Annotated in this window: 11 protein-coding genes; 7 read left to right on the forward strand and 4 right to left on the reverse strand. The window is 74.8% G+C overall.

Going from position 1 to position 16,751, the window contains the following annotated elements; genetic code table 11:
* Nucleotides 1–244: 244 nt before the first annotated feature.
* The 3 genes from prfB to ACFWJO_RS10605 all read right to left on the reverse strand — a co-directional run bounded on the left by prfB (nt 245) and on the right by ACFWJO_RS10605 (nt 4,702).
* A complete protein-coding gene (gene prfB / locus ACFWJO_RS10595; RefSeq protein ID WP_386864327.1) occupies nt 245–1,363 on the reverse strand; it encodes a peptide chain release factor 2 in 1,119 nt (372 codons plus the stop codon).
* A 193-nt stretch (nt 1,364–1,556) separates the two neighbouring features.
* The gene (locus ACFWJO_RS10600) at nt 1,557–2,819 is read right to left on the reverse strand and encodes a serine/threonine-protein kinase (protein ID WP_386864328.1); all 1,263 of its coding nucleotides are present in this window, start codon (nt 2,817–2,819) and stop codon (nt 1,557–1,559) included.
* A 128-nt stretch (nt 2,820–2,947) separates the two neighbouring features.
* Nucleotides 2,948–4,702, reverse strand: a complete 1,755-nt coding sequence (locus tag ACFWJO_RS10605; RefSeq protein WP_386864329.1) for a serine/threonine-protein kinase — start codon at nt 4,700–4,702, stop codon at nt 2,948–2,950.
* Nucleotides 4,703–5,167: 465 nt separating this feature from the next.
* Between ACFWJO_RS10605 and ACFWJO_RS10610 the strand changes: the two genes are divergently transcribed.
* The 4 genes from ACFWJO_RS10610 to ACFWJO_RS10625 all read left to right on the forward strand — a co-directional run bounded on the left by ACFWJO_RS10610 (nt 5,168) and on the right by ACFWJO_RS10625 (nt 12,670).
* Nucleotides 5,168–8,815 carry an FtsK/SpoIIIE domain-containing protein gene (locus ACFWJO_RS10610; protein ID WP_386864330.1) on the forward strand — a complete coding sequence of 1,216 codons (3,648 nt, stop codon included), beginning with the start codon at nt 5,168–5,170 and terminating at the stop codon, nt 8,813–8,815.
* A gap of 193 nt (nt 8,816–9,008) precedes the next feature.
* Complete coding sequence (locus ACFWJO_RS10615; RefSeq protein ID WP_386864331.1) at nt 9,009–10,370, forward strand: ABC transporter substrate-binding protein; 1,362 nt, start codon at nt 9,009–9,011, stop codon at nt 10,368–10,370.
* 3 nt (nt 10,371–10,373) lie between these two features.
* The gene (locus ACFWJO_RS10620; RefSeq protein ID WP_386864332.1) at nt 10,374–11,762 is read left to right on the forward strand and encodes a carbohydrate ABC transporter permease; all 1,389 of its coding nucleotides are present in this window, start codon (nt 10,374–10,376) and stop codon (nt 11,760–11,762) included.
* Nucleotides 11,759–12,670 carry a carbohydrate ABC transporter permease gene (locus ACFWJO_RS10625; RefSeq protein ID WP_386864333.1) on the forward strand — a complete coding sequence of 304 codons (912 nt, stop codon included), beginning with the start codon at nt 11,759–11,761 and terminating at the stop codon, nt 12,668–12,670. Before ACFWJO_RS10620 ends, ACFWJO_RS10625 begins: the two co-directional genes overlap by 4 nt.
* A 55-nt stretch (nt 12,671–12,725) precedes the next feature.
* On the opposite strand, the gene ACFWJO_RS10630 is transcribed toward ACFWJO_RS10625, so the two are convergent.
* Entirely contained in the window at nt 12,726–13,340 is a 615-nt protein-coding gene (locus ACFWJO_RS10630) for a TetR/AcrR family transcriptional regulator (protein ID WP_386864334.1), read from the reverse strand.
* A gap of 131 nt (nt 13,341–13,471) precedes the next feature.
* Between ACFWJO_RS10630 and ACFWJO_RS10635 the strand changes: the two genes are divergently transcribed.
* The 3 genes from ACFWJO_RS10635 to ACFWJO_RS10645 all read left to right on the forward strand — a co-directional run bounded on the left by ACFWJO_RS10635 (nt 13,472) and on the right by ACFWJO_RS10645 (nt 16,599).
* Complete coding sequence (locus tag ACFWJO_RS10635) at nt 13,472–14,413, forward strand: ABC transporter permease (RefSeq protein ID WP_386864335.1); 942 nt, start codon at nt 13,472–13,474, stop codon at nt 14,411–14,413.
* Between the two features lie 55 nt (nt 14,414–14,468).
* The gene (locus ACFWJO_RS10640) at nt 14,469–15,221 is read left to right on the forward strand and encodes an ABC transporter ATP-binding protein (protein ID WP_386864360.1); all 753 of its coding nucleotides are present in this window, start codon (nt 14,469–14,471) and stop codon (nt 15,219–15,221) included.
* Nucleotides 15,222–15,477: 256 nt separating this feature from the next.
* The gene (locus ACFWJO_RS10645; RefSeq protein WP_386864361.1) at nt 15,478–16,599 is read left to right on the forward strand and encodes a glycosyltransferase 87 family protein; all 1,122 of its coding nucleotides are present in this window, start codon (nt 15,478–15,480) and stop codon (nt 16,597–16,599) included.
* The last annotated feature ends 152 nt before the right edge of the window (nt 16,600–16,751 follow it).

The following is a 16,751-nucleotide window of genomic DNA, read 5'->3' on the forward strand; positions in this document are numbered from 1 at the left end:
GCGTCAAGGTCGTTGCGCGTGCGATGCCCGAAAGATCACCTTGTGCCCGCCATGCGGGGATGCAACTGTGACGTAAACCCGGAACTCCGGGCCCCACCACAGCAGTTCCCTTGTCGACAAAGCGTCAGCATCGCCCGATCTCCGCTTGCTCCCGCGAACGGACCGTCAGGTCACCGTACGCCGACGGGCCCCGCTCACCATCGTGAGCGGGGCCCGTCCGTAACGTGCCGGGAAGTGCGCGGGCTTACGCGCCGGCGCCCTGTTCCTGCTGCTTGCGCCAGCGGATGCCCGCCTCCAGGAAGCCGTCGATCTCGCCGTCCAGGACGGACTGCGGGTTGCCGACCTCGAACTCGGTGCGGAGGTCCTTGACCATCTGGTACGGGTGGAGGACGTAGGAGCGCATCTGGTTGCCCCAGGAGCTGCCGCCGTCGCCCTTCAGGGCGTCCATCTTGGCGCGCTCCTCCTGGCGCTGGCGCTCGAGGAGCTTCGCCTGGAGGACGTTCATGGCGCTCGCCTTGTTCTGGATCTGGGAGCGCTCGTTCTGGCAGGAGACCACGATGCCGGTCGGGATGTGCGTGATGCGCACGGCCGAGTCGGTCGTGTTGACGCCCTGGCCGCCGGGGCCCGAGGCGCGGTAGACGTCGACGCGCAGGTCCGACTCGTCGATGTCGACGTGGTCGGACTGCTCGACGACCGGGAGGATCTCGACGCCCGCGAAGGAGGTCTGGCGGCGGCCCTGGTTGTCGAAGGGCGAGATGCGGACCAGACGGTGGGTGCCCTGCTCGACGGAGAGGGTGCCGTAGGCGTACGGGGCCTTGACCACGAAGGTGGTCGACTTGATGCCGGCCTCTTCCGCGTACGAGGTCTCGTAGACCTCCGTCGAGTAGCCGTGGCGCTCGGCCCAGCGCAGGTACATGCGCTGGAGGCGCTCGGCGAAGTCGGAGGCGTCCACGCCGCCGGCCTCGGCCCGGATGTTGACCAGGGCCTCGCGCTCGTCGTACTCGCCGGAGAGGAGGGTGCGGACCTCCATCTCGTCGAGCGCCTTGCGGACGGCCACGAGCTCGGTCTCGGCCTCGGCCCGGGTGTCCGGGTCGTCCATCTCCTCGGCCAGCTCGAAGAGGACCGCGAGGTCGTCGATGCGGCCGCGCAGTGCCTCGGCCTTGCGCACCTCGGCCTGGAGGTGCGAAAGCTTGCTCGTGATCTTCTGCGCCGCCTCCGGGTCGTCCCACAGGGACGGGGCCGCGGCCTGCTCTTCGAGCACGGCGATGTCTGCCCTCATCTTGTCGAGGTCCAGTACGGCCTCGATCGACCCCATGGTCGAGGAGAGGGACTTCAGCTCTTCGGATACATCGACGACTGCCACGCGTCCAGCGTAACGGCTCCCGGCCGGGACCCGGACTCCCCCACGGCCGTCAGGTGCGCGACGGGCCCATCGCGGCGGCCGGGGCCGGGGCCTGCCCGGCGGATCAGGGCCGCGGGCGGCCCGGCCCTGATCCGCCGGACGGGCCCTAGGGGTGTCTCGCCGATCGAGCCCGGCCTGATCCGCCGGACACCCCCTACGGCTGCTGGGACTGCTGCGAGTCCTGCGGCGGTGCCTCGTCGCCGCCCGAGGCCGCCACGTAGCCGCCGACGCCCAGCGCGCCCGCGATCACGACCGCGGTGACGGTGAGCGTGATCCGGCGCTTGCGGACCGCGTCGGCCTTGTGGCGCGCCGATCCGGGCCGCCGGGCGCCCGCCGGGCGCGGGGCGCGTGCGGTGCCCAGGGGGCCGCCGGAGAGCTCGTCGGGGCCCGGGACGCGCATGGAGGTGTGGGTGTCGCGGTTGGAGTCGGTGGAGGCGCCGGGGACCAGGGGAACGGCCGCCCGGCGCGGGGCGGGCTCGCCCGCGGCCCCCGCGGCGCCCGCGCCCGCTCCGCCCGTCGCGTACGGGTCCTCCTCGTGGCCGGACTCCGTCGCCGGGTCCGCGTCCGGCTCGTCGACGTCGAGCGGCGGGATGCCCTTGAGCATGGGCAGCACGTCGCGCAGCCGGCTCGCGAGCTCGGAGGCGCGCAGCCGGGAGGCGGGGGCCTTGGCCAGGCACTGGACGATCAGCTGCCACAGCTCCTCGGGGATGCCGGGCAGCGGGACGACGGTCTCGGTGACGTGGCGGCGCAGGACGGCGCCGGGGTGGCCGCCGCCGAACGGCGTGAACCCGGCGAGCAGCTCGTACAGGACCGTGGCGAGGGCGTAGATGTCGACGGCGGCGCGGGGCGGCAGGCCCTCGACGATCTCGGGGGCGAGGTAGTCGGGGGTGCCGATGATCCGGGTGGCCTTGGTGCGGCCGGGGGTGTCGATGAGCTTGGCGACGCCGAAGTCGGTGAGGAGGGCGGGGTGGGCGCCGCCGGGGCCGAGCGGGCCCTCCATGTCGAGCAGGATGTTCTCCGGCTTGACGTCGCGGTGGACGACGCCGGCCTTGTGGGCGGCGGCGAGGCCGTCGGCCACGTCGGCGATGATCGCGACGGCCGCCTCGGGCGCGAGCCGGCGCTCGCGGTCGAGGCGGGTGCGCAGGTCGGTGCCGCGGACCAGGTCCATGACGAGCGCGAGGTCGTTGCCGTCCACGACGAGGTCGCGGACCGAGACGACGTGCGGGTGGTCGAGTCCGAGCAGCGCGGTGCGCTCCTGGACGAAGCGCCCGACGAGTTCCTGGTCGGAGGCGAGGTCCTCGCGCAGCAGCTTGATGGCGACGGGGCCCTCGGGGCCCTCGCCGAGCCACACCGTGCCGGCGCTGCCCCGCCCGAGGATCTGGTGGGCCGTGTAGCGGCTGCCGATATTCCGTGCCAAGACTGCTCCCTCAGCGGCTGCGGTTCGGCTCAAAGTTACGCGTCCGAAGGCGCCGACCGGCACTTCCGAGGGGAAATCACCCCTCGGAAGTCGACAAATCGATGTCGTGGCCTGCAGCTACCGCCCCGTCACTGCCCCGTACCGCCGGTAGCACCGCTGCCGCCCGCGCTGTCGCCGAGCGAGGAGACCCAGTCGGTGAAGGAGCTGATCGCGTCGCCGATGGCCTCCCAGTAGCCCTTGCCCTGGGCGACCCAGTCCTGGAGCGGCGTGAGCTCCCAGATCAGCCAGCCCGCGACCACGAACAGCAGGATCGTGAACAGGCAGCCCTTGAGGCAGCCGAGGCCCGGGATGCGCATCGGGTTGGCGCTGCGCTGACGCGGCGGGCGCGGCTCGCGCGGTGCCGGGGCGGGCGCGGGCGCCTGGGGCGGCGGCTGCGGCGGCACGTACTGCTGCTGCGGCGGCTGGGGCGCGTACTGCTGCCGCTGCGGAGGCTGCGGGGCGTACGGCTGGGGCTGCGGGGCCTGCTGGTACGGCTGCGGCGCCTGCGGCGGACGCTGCTGCTGCCGGTACTGCGGCGGCTGCTGCTGCCCGTATCCCTGCCCGTAGCCCTGCTGCGGCGCGCCCTGCGGCGGCTGCGGGCGCCGCTGCGGACGGCGGCGCAGCGGGTCCTCGCTCGGGTCGAGGTACTGCACCTGCGTCTGCTCGTTGCGGTCGCGCAGCGCGCCCAGCTGGGTCTGCCAGGGGTGCGGCTGCTCGCCCGGCGCGTCCTGCGGTACGGGCGGCATGACCGCGGTCGGGTCGGCGGCGTCCGCCGGGCCGCCGGCCGGGCCGCTGGTCGGCATCACGCTGGTCGGCGCCGCCGGGTCGTACTGCGGCGGCTGCGGGGCGCCCGCCGGGGCGGCCGAGCCGCTGGGCAGCACCTGGGTGGCACCGGCCGGGTCGACGCCCGGGGTCTGCGGGACCGGCGCCGGGGCCGGGTCGGGCGCGAGCAGCGCGCCGACGCCGTCGGCGGCCTCGATCTGGGCCGGGGTGGCGTGCACGCCGATGCCGGCGGCGACCGTGCGCAGTCCGCGGGCCAGGTTCTCGGCGCTGGGCCGCCGGTCCGGGTCCTTGCTGAGGCAGCGCTCTATCACCGTCCACAGCGGGCCGGGGACGGTCGAGGGGCGGCGCGGCTCCTCGCTCAGATGGCGGTGCAGGACCTCCAGGGCCGTGCCGCCGGCGAACGGCGGGCGGCCGGTGACCAGCTCGTAGAGCAGGATGCCGGCGCCGTAGATGTCGACGGCGGAGGTCTGCGGGCGGCCCTCGGCGGACTCGGGGGCGACGTAGGCGGGCGTGCCGACGAACTCGTGGGTGCGGGTCAGGCCCGGGGAGTCGGCGAGGCGCGCGATGCCGAAGTCGGTCAGCATCGGGAACATCGCGCCGTCCCGCTCGGCGAGCAGCACGTTGGCGGGCTTGAGGTCGCGGTGGACGACGCCGTCGGCGTGGCTGGCGGCGAGCGCGTCGGCGATCTGCGCGGTGAGCAGGGCGGCGGCGACCGGGGTGAGCGGGCCGTTCTCCCGGATGTAGCGGTGCAGGTCGGGGCCCTCGACGAGGTCCATGACGAGCGCGAGGACGTCGCCCTCCACGACCAGGTCGCGGGTGCGCACGATGTTGGGGTGGGTGAGCCGGAGCAGCACGGACCGTTCGCGCAGGAAGCGCATGACGATGTCCGCGTCGTTGGCCAGCTCCTCCTTGAGGACCTTGATCGCGACGGTCTCGCCGGGCTGGCCCGGAACCGCCGCCTCCGCGCCGGCCGTCTCCCTCTGGCGGGCTCGCCAGACGGTGCCCGTGGCGCCGCGGCCGAGCGGCTCCTCGAGCAGGTACTTGCTGCCGATAGGCCGCACGTCACGCGCTCCCTGCTGATCGTGGTCCTGGGGTCCCAGGACGGGTTCCCGGGGTGGTGCGTCGAAGTCTCCCCGGAGTCCCTGTGTGTTCTGTGACCCGTCCGGGTGTCCGACCCACTTTAGTGCCGCCGAACGGGTCATCGACCGTCCACGGGATGGCCGATTCCGACGCCGTACGTGTCCGGAAAAGAGACGCCCGGCGCAGGCCGCGGGTTGCGGGAAGGACGGCGAGACGTACGCAACCAGGCGAAATAGCGTCCATGCGCGACCGAACAAGATCACTTCCGGGCGACCCGGGGGCGGGTTGTCAGTGGCAGGTGCGAGGATGCCTGCAGCACGTCGTGTCGGGGTCGGGAGCCCCGCGCCGTGCCGACCTGTACCGGACGACGCGTCCGTACGGGGCGGGGGGAGCCAGTGGTCCGGTCCCCTGCCCGGTGCGCCGCGCAGAAGGGACCGCTGACGGCGATGCAGATCCGGCTGACCGTCCTCGCGCCGCACGCCGGCCACGGCGCCGGGCGCGCCTGCGACGTGCTCGTCACCGCGCCCGCGGGGACCGAGCTGGCCGCCGTGGCCTCCTCTCTCGCCGCGGCCGTCTCCGGCCCCGACACCTCGTCCTCCGGGACCACCGTGCTGTACGCGGGCGGGGAGCGGCTCGACAGCCGGCGGCGGCTGCTCGGCGAGCCCCCGCTGGTAGACGGGGCCGTGCTCTCCCTCCAGGTGCCGGGCCCGGACGACGCCATAGGCGAGGGCGCCCCGGCCCGGCTCCACGTGGTGGCGGGACCGGACGCCGGCGGGGTGCATCTGCTGCACGGCGGAGCGATCAGAATCGGCCGTTCTGTGGACGCGGACGTGCCGCTCGACGACCCGGACGTCTCCCGTGCCCACTGCACGGTGACGGTCGGCCCGGACGGCCGGGTCACGGTCACCGACGAGGGCTCCACGAACGGCACGACGCTCGACGGCGTCGCGGTCGGCCCGCGCCCCGTCCGCTTTCCGCCCGGCGGCACCCTGAGGGTCGGCGAGTCGGCCCTGCGCCTGACCGGCCCGGGCGGTCCCGGCGGTCGGGGCGGCCCCGACGGTCCGGAGGCGGCCCTCGCGACCGCGCCGGACGGCGAGGGCCACCTGCGGGTGACCCTCAGCGAGGACACCGCCGCCCCCGGCACCGCCACCCCGGCCGGGACGGGCCCCGCTTCCGGCGCGTACTCCCCGCCGTACGGCGCGGAGGCGGGACCCGGCAGCCAGGACGCCACCCACGGGCAGGGCAGGGTCTACGGGCAGGAGCAGGCGCCCGGCCGCACCGGCGGCCAGGCCTCTACCGGCCCCGGCACCGTCACCGCCACGACCTCCGGCGCCGGCACCACCCCGACCTCCGCCTCCGGCTCCGACGCCGGACACGGGCACGCGCGCGCGGAGGAGCCCGCCGAACCCGAGGGCGAGATCGAGTCCCACAGCAGGACCCGGCAGACCCGCCGGCGCGGGCTCGGCGCCTGGGCCCGGCGGCTCGCGGGCGGCCGGGACGACGACCGGGACGGCGAGTACGGCGTGGCTCCCGTGCCCGCGTTCGCCGGCGCCCGCCCGGGCTCCGCGCCCGGCAGCGCCGCCACCCCGCCCGACACCTGGCCCGATCCCGCCGCCGTGCTGCTCACCGCTCTCGGCCCAGGCCCGCGCCTGTGGGAGCGGCCCCCCGGCCACCCCGAGGCCCTGGTCGTCCGGCTCGGCACGACGGACCGCGCCGAGCTGTCCGGGGTGCCCGTCACCGTGGGACTGCGCGAGGTGGGCTCGCTCGGCCTCGCCGGACCCGCGCCGCGGCTCGGCGGGCTCGCCCGCTCCGTCGTGGCCCAGCTCGCCGCCCTGCACGCCCCCGGCGACCTGGAGATCGTCCTCGTCAGCGCCGACCGGAACCGGCCGCTCGACGAGCGGCGCCGGGCCTGGGCCTGGCTCGGCTGGCTCCCCCACACGCGGCCCGCGCACGGCCAGGACTGCCGGCTGCTCCTCGCCTACGACCGCGACCAGGCCCACGCGCGCTTCACCGAGCTCGCCCGGCGCCTCGACGACGGCCCGCTCGGCCCCGGCTGGCCCAGCGCCGACCGGACGGCCGTCGCCGAGGCCGCCGCGCGCCACGAGGGGCCCGCGACCGTGGTGATCGTCGACGGCGACCCGGGCACCGCCGCGCTGCGCGAGACGGCGGCGCGGCTCGCCGGGGCCGGACCGGCCTCCGGCATCCATCTGCTGTGCCTCGCCGAGGCGCCCGCCGCCTCACCGGCCTCGCCCGTCGCCGCGACCTACGAGTCGGCCTGCGCGGCCTCCCTCGCCTTCCGCGAGTGCGGGGCGGCGGCGCTGCTCAGCGGCGACGTGGCGACCGCGCTGCGGCTGCTGCGGACGGCCGGCGGCCGGGCCGCGGGGCACGGCACGGTCGGCGTGGTCGACGCCGTGTCCGTCGCCTGGGCGGAGCGCTTCGGCCGGGCCCTGGCCCCGCTGCGTACGGAGACGGCCGGGGGCACCGGGCAGGGCCGGACGGCCGCGGCGCTGCCGCCGTCCGCCCGGCTCCTGGACGAGCTGGGCCTGGCCCGGGCCACTCCCGCGTCCCTGATGGCGCGCTGGGCCTCCGCCGCGGACGGCACCGCGGTCCTGGGCGCGGGCCCGCGCGGCCCGGTCGCCGTGGACCTCACGCAGGAGGGCCCGCACCTGCTCATCGAGGGCCCGGCGGGCAGCGGCCGTACGGAGCTGCTGCGGTCGATCGCCGCCTCGCTGGCGGCCGGGGCCCGCCCCGACCGGCTGGGCCTGCTCCTGGTCGACGGCGCGGGCGGCGAGCGCGGTGAGGGCCTCGCGGCCTGTACGGAGCTGCCGCACGCGACCGAGCACCTGGTGGCCTCCGACCCGGTACGGATGCGGGAGTTCGCCCAGGCCCTGGGCGCGGAGCTGAAGCGCCGCGCCGAGCTCCTCGGCGACACCCACTTCGCCGACCGCCGCTCGACCCGGCTGATCGGCCAGCGCTCGGCGAGCCCGGCCGAATCCGTGCCGGCCGGCGGCCGCGCCTCCGCCCGGATCCCGGACGCCCGCTCGGGGGCGGACCCGACGGACACCGCCGGCGGCCACCCCCACGGCCGTGGCACCGGGACGGCGGCGGGCAACGGAAGCGGCCCGGGGCAGGCGGGCGAGCGCACGCCGCCTCCGGGCTCGGACCTCCTGGGCGACGCCGGCACCGGAACCGGCCCGCGCCTCGCCGGCGAGCGCACGCCGCCCCCCGGCTCTGACCTCCTCGGCGACCGGGCCAGCGGCCGCACCCTGCGCGTGGCGCCGGACGGCGCGGTCGGCGACACGCCCGGCGGCCGCACCCACCGCACCGGCGCGCTGCCGCTCGGCGACACGGCGAGCGGCCGGACCGCGCGCCCGCGCGAGGTGTACGACCAGCAGGCCGACACCACCACGTACCGCACACCGCCGCCCGGCTCCGACCTCCTCGGCGACCGGCCCAGCAGCCGCACCCTCCGGCTGACCGCCGACGGGACCCTGGGCGACGCGCCGAGCAGCCGGACCGACCCGGTGCGCAGCGGGCCGGCGGCCGAAGGCGCGGGCGCGCTGCCGCGGCTCGTGGTGCTCGTGGACGACTTCGACGCGCTGGTCGCGCCCGCGCTCGGCGCGCCCGGCCGGCCCGCGGCCGGTTCGGTGGTGCGCGCGCTCGAGGCGGTCGCGCGGAACGGGGCACGGCTCGGGGTCCACCTGATCGCCGCCTCGGCCCGCCCCGACCGCACGGCGGACACGGAACTGGCGCACGGCGCCCGGCTGCGGATCGTGCTCGACGCGCCGCCGCCCGCCGCGCCCGGACCGGACGAGCCGCAGCCGGGCCGGGGCCGCCTCGGTCACCCGGACGGCCGGGTGACGCCGTTCCAGACGGGCCGGGTCACCGGCCGCATCCCGCGCACGGCGACCCTGCGCCCGACCGTCGTCCCGCTGGAGTGGGAGCGGATGGGCGACCCGCCGGCCCGCCGCCCGGTGCGCGAGCTGGGCAACGGCCCGACGGACCTGGCCCTGCTCGCCAGCGCCCTGGACCGCGCCGCGCGGTCCGTGGAGGCCACTCCGATACCGCCGCTGGTCTCGCCCACGCACGCCTAGGGGGCGTCTCTTCCGGATCTGGCCCGGTCCGCGGCTCGCACACCGGAGGGCTCCGCCTCGATCCCCGCTTGACGCGACGTCACGAGCGCATCACGAATGCCCACTTGACACGGAAGGCGGTATTGCGGCCCTCCGGCACCCGGCGTAGACCTGAGCGCACGGGACCGGAAGACGCGGGAGAGGCGGGGCTCGGATGCGTAACGGCAGAACTCTTCGACTCGGTGTCGTGGCGGCGGTCGCCGTGCTCGCCGCCACGGGCTGCGGCGGCGACGGCGGCGGTGGCAACGGCACCGCGCCCGGCACCTCGGCCCCGGGCGGCGCGCCAGGCGTCGCGCTGCCCTCCCTCAAGGGCGAGAAGGTCGAGGTCGCCGCCGTCTGGACAGGCCCCGAACAGGCGAACTTCACCAAGGTCCTGAAGGAGTTCGAGAAGCGCACGGGCGCGACCGTCACCTTCGTGCCCGCCCAGGACCCGATCGTGAACTTCCTCGGCACGAAGATCGCGGGCGGCTCGCCGCCGGACGTGGCGATGCTGCCGCAGGTGGGCGCGATCCAGCAGGCCGCCGCCCAGAAGTGGCTCAAGCCGCTCGGCCCGGAGGCGAAGGCCCAGCTCGCGAAGAACTACTCGAAGGGCTGGCAGGACCTCGGCGCGGTCGACGGCACGTCGTACGGCGTCTACTTCAAGGCGGCCAACAAGTCCCTCGTCTGGTACAACGCGGCGGCGTTCGACAACGCGGGCGCGACCGAGCCGAAGTCCTGGAAGGACTTCCTCGCCACCGCAGAGACGATCTCCGCCTCGGGCGTCACGCCGGTGTCGGTCGGCGGCGCGGACGGCTGGACGCTCACCGACTGGTTCGAGAACGTCTACCTCTCCCAGTCGGGTCCGGAGAAGTACGACCAGCTGGCCAAGCACACCCTCAAGTGGACGGACCCGTCCGTCGCCCAGGCGCTCACCACCCTCGGCGAGCTGTTCGGCAAGCCGAACCTCCTCGCGGGCGGCACGAACGGCGCGCTGCAGACCGAGTTCCCCGTCTCCGTCACGCAGACCTTCACGGGCGGGGACCAGGCGAAGGCGGCGATGGTCTTCGAGGGCGACTTCTCGGCGGTGAACATCGCGGAGACCGGCGCGAAGATCGGCACGGACGCGAAGGTGTTCCCGTTCCCCGCCGTCGGTGACGGCGCCCAGCCGCCCGTGGTGACCGGCGGCGACGCGGCCGTGGCGCTGAAGGACACCAAGGGCGCGCAGGCGCTGCTGACCTTCCTCGCCTCGCCGGACGCGGCGCGGATCTGGGCGGCCGAGGGCGGCTTCCTGTCGCCGAACAAGGCGCTCGACCCGGCCGCGTACCCGAACGACGTGCAGCGGAAGATCGCCACGTCGCTGATCGGCGCGGGCGACGCCTTCCGCTTCGACATGTCGGACCAGATGCCGCAGTCGTTCGGCGGGACGCCCGGGAAGGGCGAGTGGAAGGCGCTCCAGGACTTCCTGAAGAACCCCAAGGACGTGGCGGGCACGCAGGCCAGGCTGGAGGCCGAGGCGGCCAAGGCGTACAAGGGCTGACCGGTGGCCGGCGCACCCAGCACCACCCGCACCGGCGTCGGCGACGGATCCGGCCGGCCGCCCGGGCCGGCCCCCGCCGCCGGCGCCCGCGGCGGCACGCGTACCCGTCACCGCAGGACCGTCACGGCCGCGGCGTTCCTGCTCCCCGCCCTCCTCCTGCTCGGTGCGCTCGTCGTCTACCCCATCGGGTACTCGGTCCAGCGCTCCTTCTTCGACCGGTCCGGGGACTCCTTCGCGGGTCTGGACAACTACGTCACGCTGTTCACGGACGACACGATCCGCACCGCCGTCCGCAACAACCTGGTCTGGGTGGTCGTCGCCCCGGCCGTGGCGACGGCCCTCGGGCTGATCTTCGCGGTGCTCACCGAACGGGTGCGCTGGGGAACGGCGTTCAAGCTGGTCGTCTTCATGCCGATGGCGATCTCCATGCTCGCCGCGGGAATCATCTTCAGGCTGGTGTACGAGCAGGACCCGGACCGCGGCGTGGCCAACGCCGTGTGGGTCGGGGTGCACGACACCTTCGCCGAGTCGTCGGGCTTCCCGCGCGCCAGGCCGCTGCCGGTGCACCCGCTGAAGGCGGCGGGCGGCGGGGCGTACGTCACCAAGTCCCCGGTGCGCGCCGGGGAGCCGGTCGCGCTGCCGCTGATCGGCGTGCCGCCGGCGCAGATGCCCGAGGACGCCCGCCCGGCCCGTACCCCCGCCGCCTCGGGCGACGGCGGCGGGATCTCCGGCACGGCGTGGCTGGACTTCACCCGGGGCGGCGGCGGGAAGCCGAACGCCGTCGACCCGAAGGAGCTCGGCCTCAAGGGGCTGCGCATCGAGGCGGTGATGGACGGCCGGGTGGTGGCCCGGACGTCGGCCGCCGCCGACGGCACCTTCACCCTGCCGGCCGCCGCCGACGGCGCGGTGCTGCGGCTGCCCGCGAGCAACTTCCGCGAGCAGTACAACGGCGTCGCGTGGCTCGGCCCGAACCTCGTCACCCCCGCGATCATCGGCAGTTACGTGTGGATGTGGGCCGGGTTCGCGATGGTGCTGATCGCCGCCGGGCTCGCGGGCCTGCCGCGCGACGTCCTGGAGGCGGCCCGGGTCGACGGCGCGAACGAGTGGCAGGTGTTCCGCCGGATCACGGTGCCGCTGCTCGCGCCGGTCCTCGGCGTCGTCCTCGTCACGCTGATGATCAACGTCCTCAAGGTCTTCGACCTGGTCTTCATCATCGCGCCGGGCTCGGCGCAGGACGACGCGAACGTGCTCGCGCTCCAGCTGTACCGCTCGTCGTTCGGCACGGACGCGGACCTCGGGGTGGGCTCGGCGATCGCCGTGCTGCTCCTGCTGCTCGTCCTGCCGGTGATGGCGGTCAACATCCGCCGTATGCGAAGGGAGAACCGCAGGTGACGTCCTTCGCCCCGCGCGCGGCCGGCAGGACCGCCGCACGGCCCGCCGCCCGGACGGCCTCAGGAACGGCCGCACGCCTGGCCTCGCGGGCCGCCTCGGGCGCGATGCGGGTCTTCCTCGTCCTCGTCGCGCTGTTCTGGCTGATGCCGACGGTCGGGCTGCTGCTGTCCTCGCTGCGCTCGCCCTCCGACATCGCCTCCAGCGGCTGGTGGCAGGCCTTCACCGCACCGGCGCAGCTGACCACCGAGAACTACCGTGATCTGCTCGCGAACGACGCGATCACCGGCTCCCTCGTGTCCACGGTCCTGATCACCGTCCCGGCCACGCTCCTGGTGATCGTCATCGGCGCCTTCGCCGGCTACGCCTTCGCGTGGCTGGACTTCCCGGGCCGGGACTGGTGGTTCCTGCTGGTCGTCGCCCTGCTCGTGGTGCCGGTGCAGGTGGCGCTCGTGCCCGTGTCGAAGCTGTTCGGCGCGGTCGGGATCTTCGAGACGACGCTGGGCGTGGTGCTGTTCCACACGGCCTTCGGCCTGCCGTTCGCGATCTTCCTGCTGCGGAACTTCTTCGCGGAGATCCCGCGCGAGCTCCTGGAGGCGGCCCGGCTCGACGGGGCCGGCGAGATCCGGCTGTTCACCCGGGTGGTGCTGCCGCTGGGCGGTCCGGCGGTGGCCTCGCTCGGCATCTTCCAGTTCCTGTGGGTGTGGAACGACATGCTGGTGGCGCTGATCTTCGCGGACGCCCAGTCGCCGCCGATCACGGTGGCGCTCCAGCAGCAGGTGCGGCAGTTCGGCAACAACGTCGACGTGCTCGCGCCGGGCGCGTTCGTGTCGATGGTGATCCCGCTGCTGGTGTTCTTCGCGTTCCAGCGGCAGTTCGTGTCCGGGGTGATGGCCGGCGCGGTGAAGTAGCGCCCCTCTCGGGCCCGTTACGCGGTGAGGGCGGCGACCGCCGCCCTGAGGAGCGTCACGCCGTGAGCGCGGCGACCGCCGAGCGCGCCAGGTCGTCGAGGTAGCCCTCCGGCAGCTCGGTGCGCACGACCACGAGCCGCCAGTAGAGCGGGCCGACGACGAGGTCCAGGGCCCGGTCGGGGTCGGCGTCGGCGGGCAGTTCGCCGCGCTCGACGGCGGCGCGCACCACCTGGGCCACGACGCCCTGCTGCGGGTCGAGCAGGGCGGCCTTCAGGGTGTCGGCGATCTCGGGGTGCCGGGCGGCCTCGACGAGCAGGTCGGGGACGACCTGCGAGGCCACCGGGTGGCGCAGGGCGTGGGCGGCGACCTCCAGGAGGGCGCGGACGTCGCCGTGCAGGGAGCCGGTGGCCGGCGTGGGCAGGCCCTGGACGGCGAGGGCGCCGACGAGGTCGAGGACCAGCGACAGCTTCGACTTCCAGCGCCGGTAGACGGCGGTCTTGCCGACTCCGGCGCGGCGCGCGATGCCTTCGATGGACATCCGGGCGAAGCCGACGGCCGCCAGTTCCTCGAAGACGGCGGCGCGGATGGCCTCGGTGACGTCCTCCCGGAGCACGGCGGCTCCCGCGGGGGCGCGGCGAGGGGTTCGCGGGCTTCCGGCAGGTGTCGTCATGCACAGGATCTTAACCAGCGGTTACGCGCGGGCTCACGGAACGACGGAACGGTTGCGTTCCGACGTCGAGCCGTCCTACCCTCCCCGTAGCGACGATACGGACCCGTTCCATCGAAAGCGAACCACGTGACGTGACCACCCACACCGACACCCTCGCGCGCACCGAGCCCGCTCCCCCGGCCCCTCCCCCGGCCCCGCCCTCCTCCGAGGAACTGCGCGCCCTCGCACTGCGCCACGGACTCACCGTGAGCGGCGCCCGCCCCTCGCTCCCCGCGTACGTACGGCAGCTGTGGTCCCGGCGGGATTTCATCACCGCGTTCGCCACGGCCAAGCTCACCGCGCAGTACAGCCGTGCGCGGCTCGGCCAGCTCTGGCAGGTGGTGACGCCGCTGCTCAACGCGGCCGTCTACTACGTGATCTTCGGTGTCCTGATGGACGTCCAGCGGGGAGTCCCGGACTACGTCCCGTTCCTGCTCACGGGCGTCTTCGTGTGGACCTTCACCTCGCAGACGATCATGACCGGCACCCGCGCCGTCAGCGGCAACCTGGGCCTGGTCCGCGCCCTGCACTTCCCACGCGCGAGCCTGCCGATCGCGCTCGCGCTCCAGCAGCTCCAGCAGCTGGTCTTCTCGCTCGGCGCACTGGTCGTGATCCTCTTCTGCTTCGGCGAGTTCCCGCGGCCGAGCTGGCTCCTGGCCGTCCCCGCGCTGGCGCTGCAGACCCTGTTCAGCACCGGCCTCGCGCTGGCCATGGCCCGGCTGGCGGCCCGTACGCCGGACATCTCGCAGCTGATGCCGTTCGTGCTGCGCACCTGGATGTACGCCTCCGGGGTCATGTGGTCCATCGCCCATCTCACCCGGGACCGCGACCTGCCGCACGGGGTGGTCCTGGCGCTGCAGGCCAACCCCGCCGCCGTCTACATCGACCTGATGCGCTTCGCGCTCGTCGAGAGCTTCACCGGCGACCGGCTCCCGCCGCACGTGTGGGCGCTCGCCACCGGCTGGGCACTGCTCGTCTTCGCCGGCGGCTTCATCTACTTCTGGAAGGCGGAGGAGACCTATGGCCGTGGCTGACCTCGCACACACGAACCAGGGCTTCCTGAAGCCCCGGGATTCCCACCGTCCCCGGATCCCCCACGATCCGCAGGACCGCGAACCCACCGTCGTCGCCGACGGCGTCCACGTCACCTACACCGAGCGGGGCCGCTCCCGGAGCGTCCACGCGGTCAGGGGCGTCAGCTTCGTCGCGTACCGGGGCGAGGCGATCGGCCTGATCGGTTCGAACGGCTCGGGCAAGTCCACCCTCCTCAAGGCCGTCGCGGGCCTGCTGCCCACCAGCGGCGGCCGGATCTACACCCGCGGCCGCCCGGCCCTGCTCGGGGTCAACGCGGCCCTGATGGGCGACCTGACCGGCGAACGGAACGTCATCCTCGGCGGGCTCGCGATGGGCATGAGCCGCAAGGAGATCGCCGCCCGCTACGCCGGCATCGTCGAGTTCTCCGGCATCAACGACAAGGACGAGGACGCCATCTCGCGCCCGATGCGCACCTACTCCTCCGGCATGGGCGCCCGGCTGCGCTTCTCCATCGCCGCGGCCCGCAGCCACGACGTCCTGCTCGTCGACGAGGCCCTGGCGACCGGCGACGCGCCCTTCCGGCGCCGGAGCCGGCGGCGCATCGACGAGCTGCGCGCCGAGGCGGGCACGGTCTTCCTGGTCAGCCACTCGAACTCCACCATCACCGAGACCTGCGACCGGGCGCTGTGGCTGGAGGCCGGCACGCTGCGGATGGACGGCCCGGCGGACGAGGTGGTGGCGGCGTACGAGCGCTTCACGGGCAGCGTCACCGGAACGGCCGCCAAGACCGTAACAAAACAGACATAGCGGACTACAGTGCGGTGGGGTGACGACCGATCCGCCCTCACCCGACCCCACCCGCACCACCGGCCCGCCCTCGCACGCGGCCGCCCACGCCGGTGCCGGGTCAGGGCCACCCGGCCCCACCCGCACCGAGCCGGCGCCGCCCGCCCTCACGCGCTCGCCCTTCGAGTCGGAGACCTTCACCTCCGCGACCTTCGTGACCGTCGGCAACGGGCCGCTCCTCGCCCTCGCCGTCGTCTGGGTGCTCACCCGCGCCGGGATGCTGCTGCTCCTGGTCCGCGACAGCCTGGGCATCGGCGGCGTCGCCAGCGAGGTGTACGGGCTCTACCGGCACTGGTACGGCCAGTTCGCGCACGGCACCTTCCCGCCCGGCGACGTCACCTGGCAGTACCCGCCCGGCGCGGGCCTGGTCATCATGTCGCCGGGCGCCCTGCCCTGGCTCACCTACTTCCAGGCCTTCGTCCTCCTCGCCCTGCTCGCCGACGCCGCCGTCACCGCCGCGCTCGCCCGCGCCGACAGTGCCCGGCTCACCCACGGCGCCTGGTACTGGGCGCTCGGCCTGCCGCTGCTCCTGCACATCCCGCTCGCCCGCTACGACGTGCAGACCACCGCCCTCGCCGTCCTCTCGCTGCTCGCCCTCACCTCCCGCTCCGCCGCCCACCGGATCGGCGGCGCGCTCGCCGGCATCGGCGCCATGGTCAAGGTCTGGCCCGCGCTCGCCCTGATCGGCACCCCGCGCGGCCGCACCACCCGCGACGCCTGGACCGCCGCCGTGGTCACCGCCACGACCCTGCTGGCCGTCCTCGCGCTGCTCTTCGCCGAGCCGCTCGGCTTCCTGCGCCAGCAGGGCGACCGGGGCGTCCAGATCGAATCGCTCGGCGGCACCGGACTCGCCCTCGCCAGGGCCGCCGGCATCTGGCCGGGCACCACCCAGTTCCGCTACGGCGCCTTCGAGTACGTCGGCCCGTACGTCTCCACCGTCGGCCACCTGGCGCTGCTCCTGACCGCCGCCGCCTTCATCTGGCTGCTGTTCTGGCGGATCAGGGCCGGCCGCTGGACGGAGGCCACCCCGCCGGACGCGGCCCTCGCCGCCGTCCTGCTGTTCACCGTCACCAGCCGGGTGATCAGCCCCCAGTACATGATCTGGCTGCTCGGCCTGGCCGCCGTCTGCCTCACCTCACGCCGCACGGTCATGCGCCCCGTCGCCCTGCTGCTCCTCCCGGCCGCGGCCCTCAGCTCCCTCGCGTACCCGGTGCTCTACCTGGACGTCGTCGCCGGCACCTGGCAGGGCGTCGCCGTGATGGTGCTGCGCAACGCGCTCCTCCTCGCCGCGGCGGTGCTCGCCGCACGCCGCCTGTGGACGTCCACGGTCACCTCGTAGCGGAACCACTCGCAGAGGAACCACTCATAGCGGAAAAGGGGGCGGCCCCACCCGGGTCTTGCCCGCGGGGGGGGCCCCCCTTCGCCCGACGAAGCAACTCTTCTTCCCGCACAACACTTCCCCCCCCCCCCCCCCCCCCCACCCACCCCCCC

Source organism: Streptomyces sp. NPDC127092 (assembly GCF_042722475.1).
Lineage (GTDB): Bacteria > Actinomycetota > Actinomycetes > Streptomycetales > Streptomycetaceae > Streptomyces.

What these genes read in the sequence shown, in the direction of transcription:
- ACFWJO_RS10610 (WP_386864330.1), top strand. Translation starts at nt 5,168, where the DNA reads ATGCAGATCCGGCTGACCGTCCTCGCGCCGCACGCCGGCCACGGCGCC.
- ACFWJO_RS10615 (WP_386864331.1), top strand. Translation starts at nt 9,009, where the DNA reads ATGCGTAACGGCAGAACTCTTCGACTCGGTGTCGTGGCGGCGGTCGCC.
- ACFWJO_RS10630 (WP_386864334.1), bottom strand. Translation starts at nt 13,340, where the DNA reads ATGACGACACCTGCCGGAAGCCCGCGAACCCCTCGCCGCGCCCCCGCG.
- ACFWJO_RS10645 (WP_386864361.1), top strand. Translation starts at nt 15,478, where the DNA reads ATGCTGCTGCTCCTGGTCCGCGACAGCCTGGGCATCGGCGGCGTCGCC.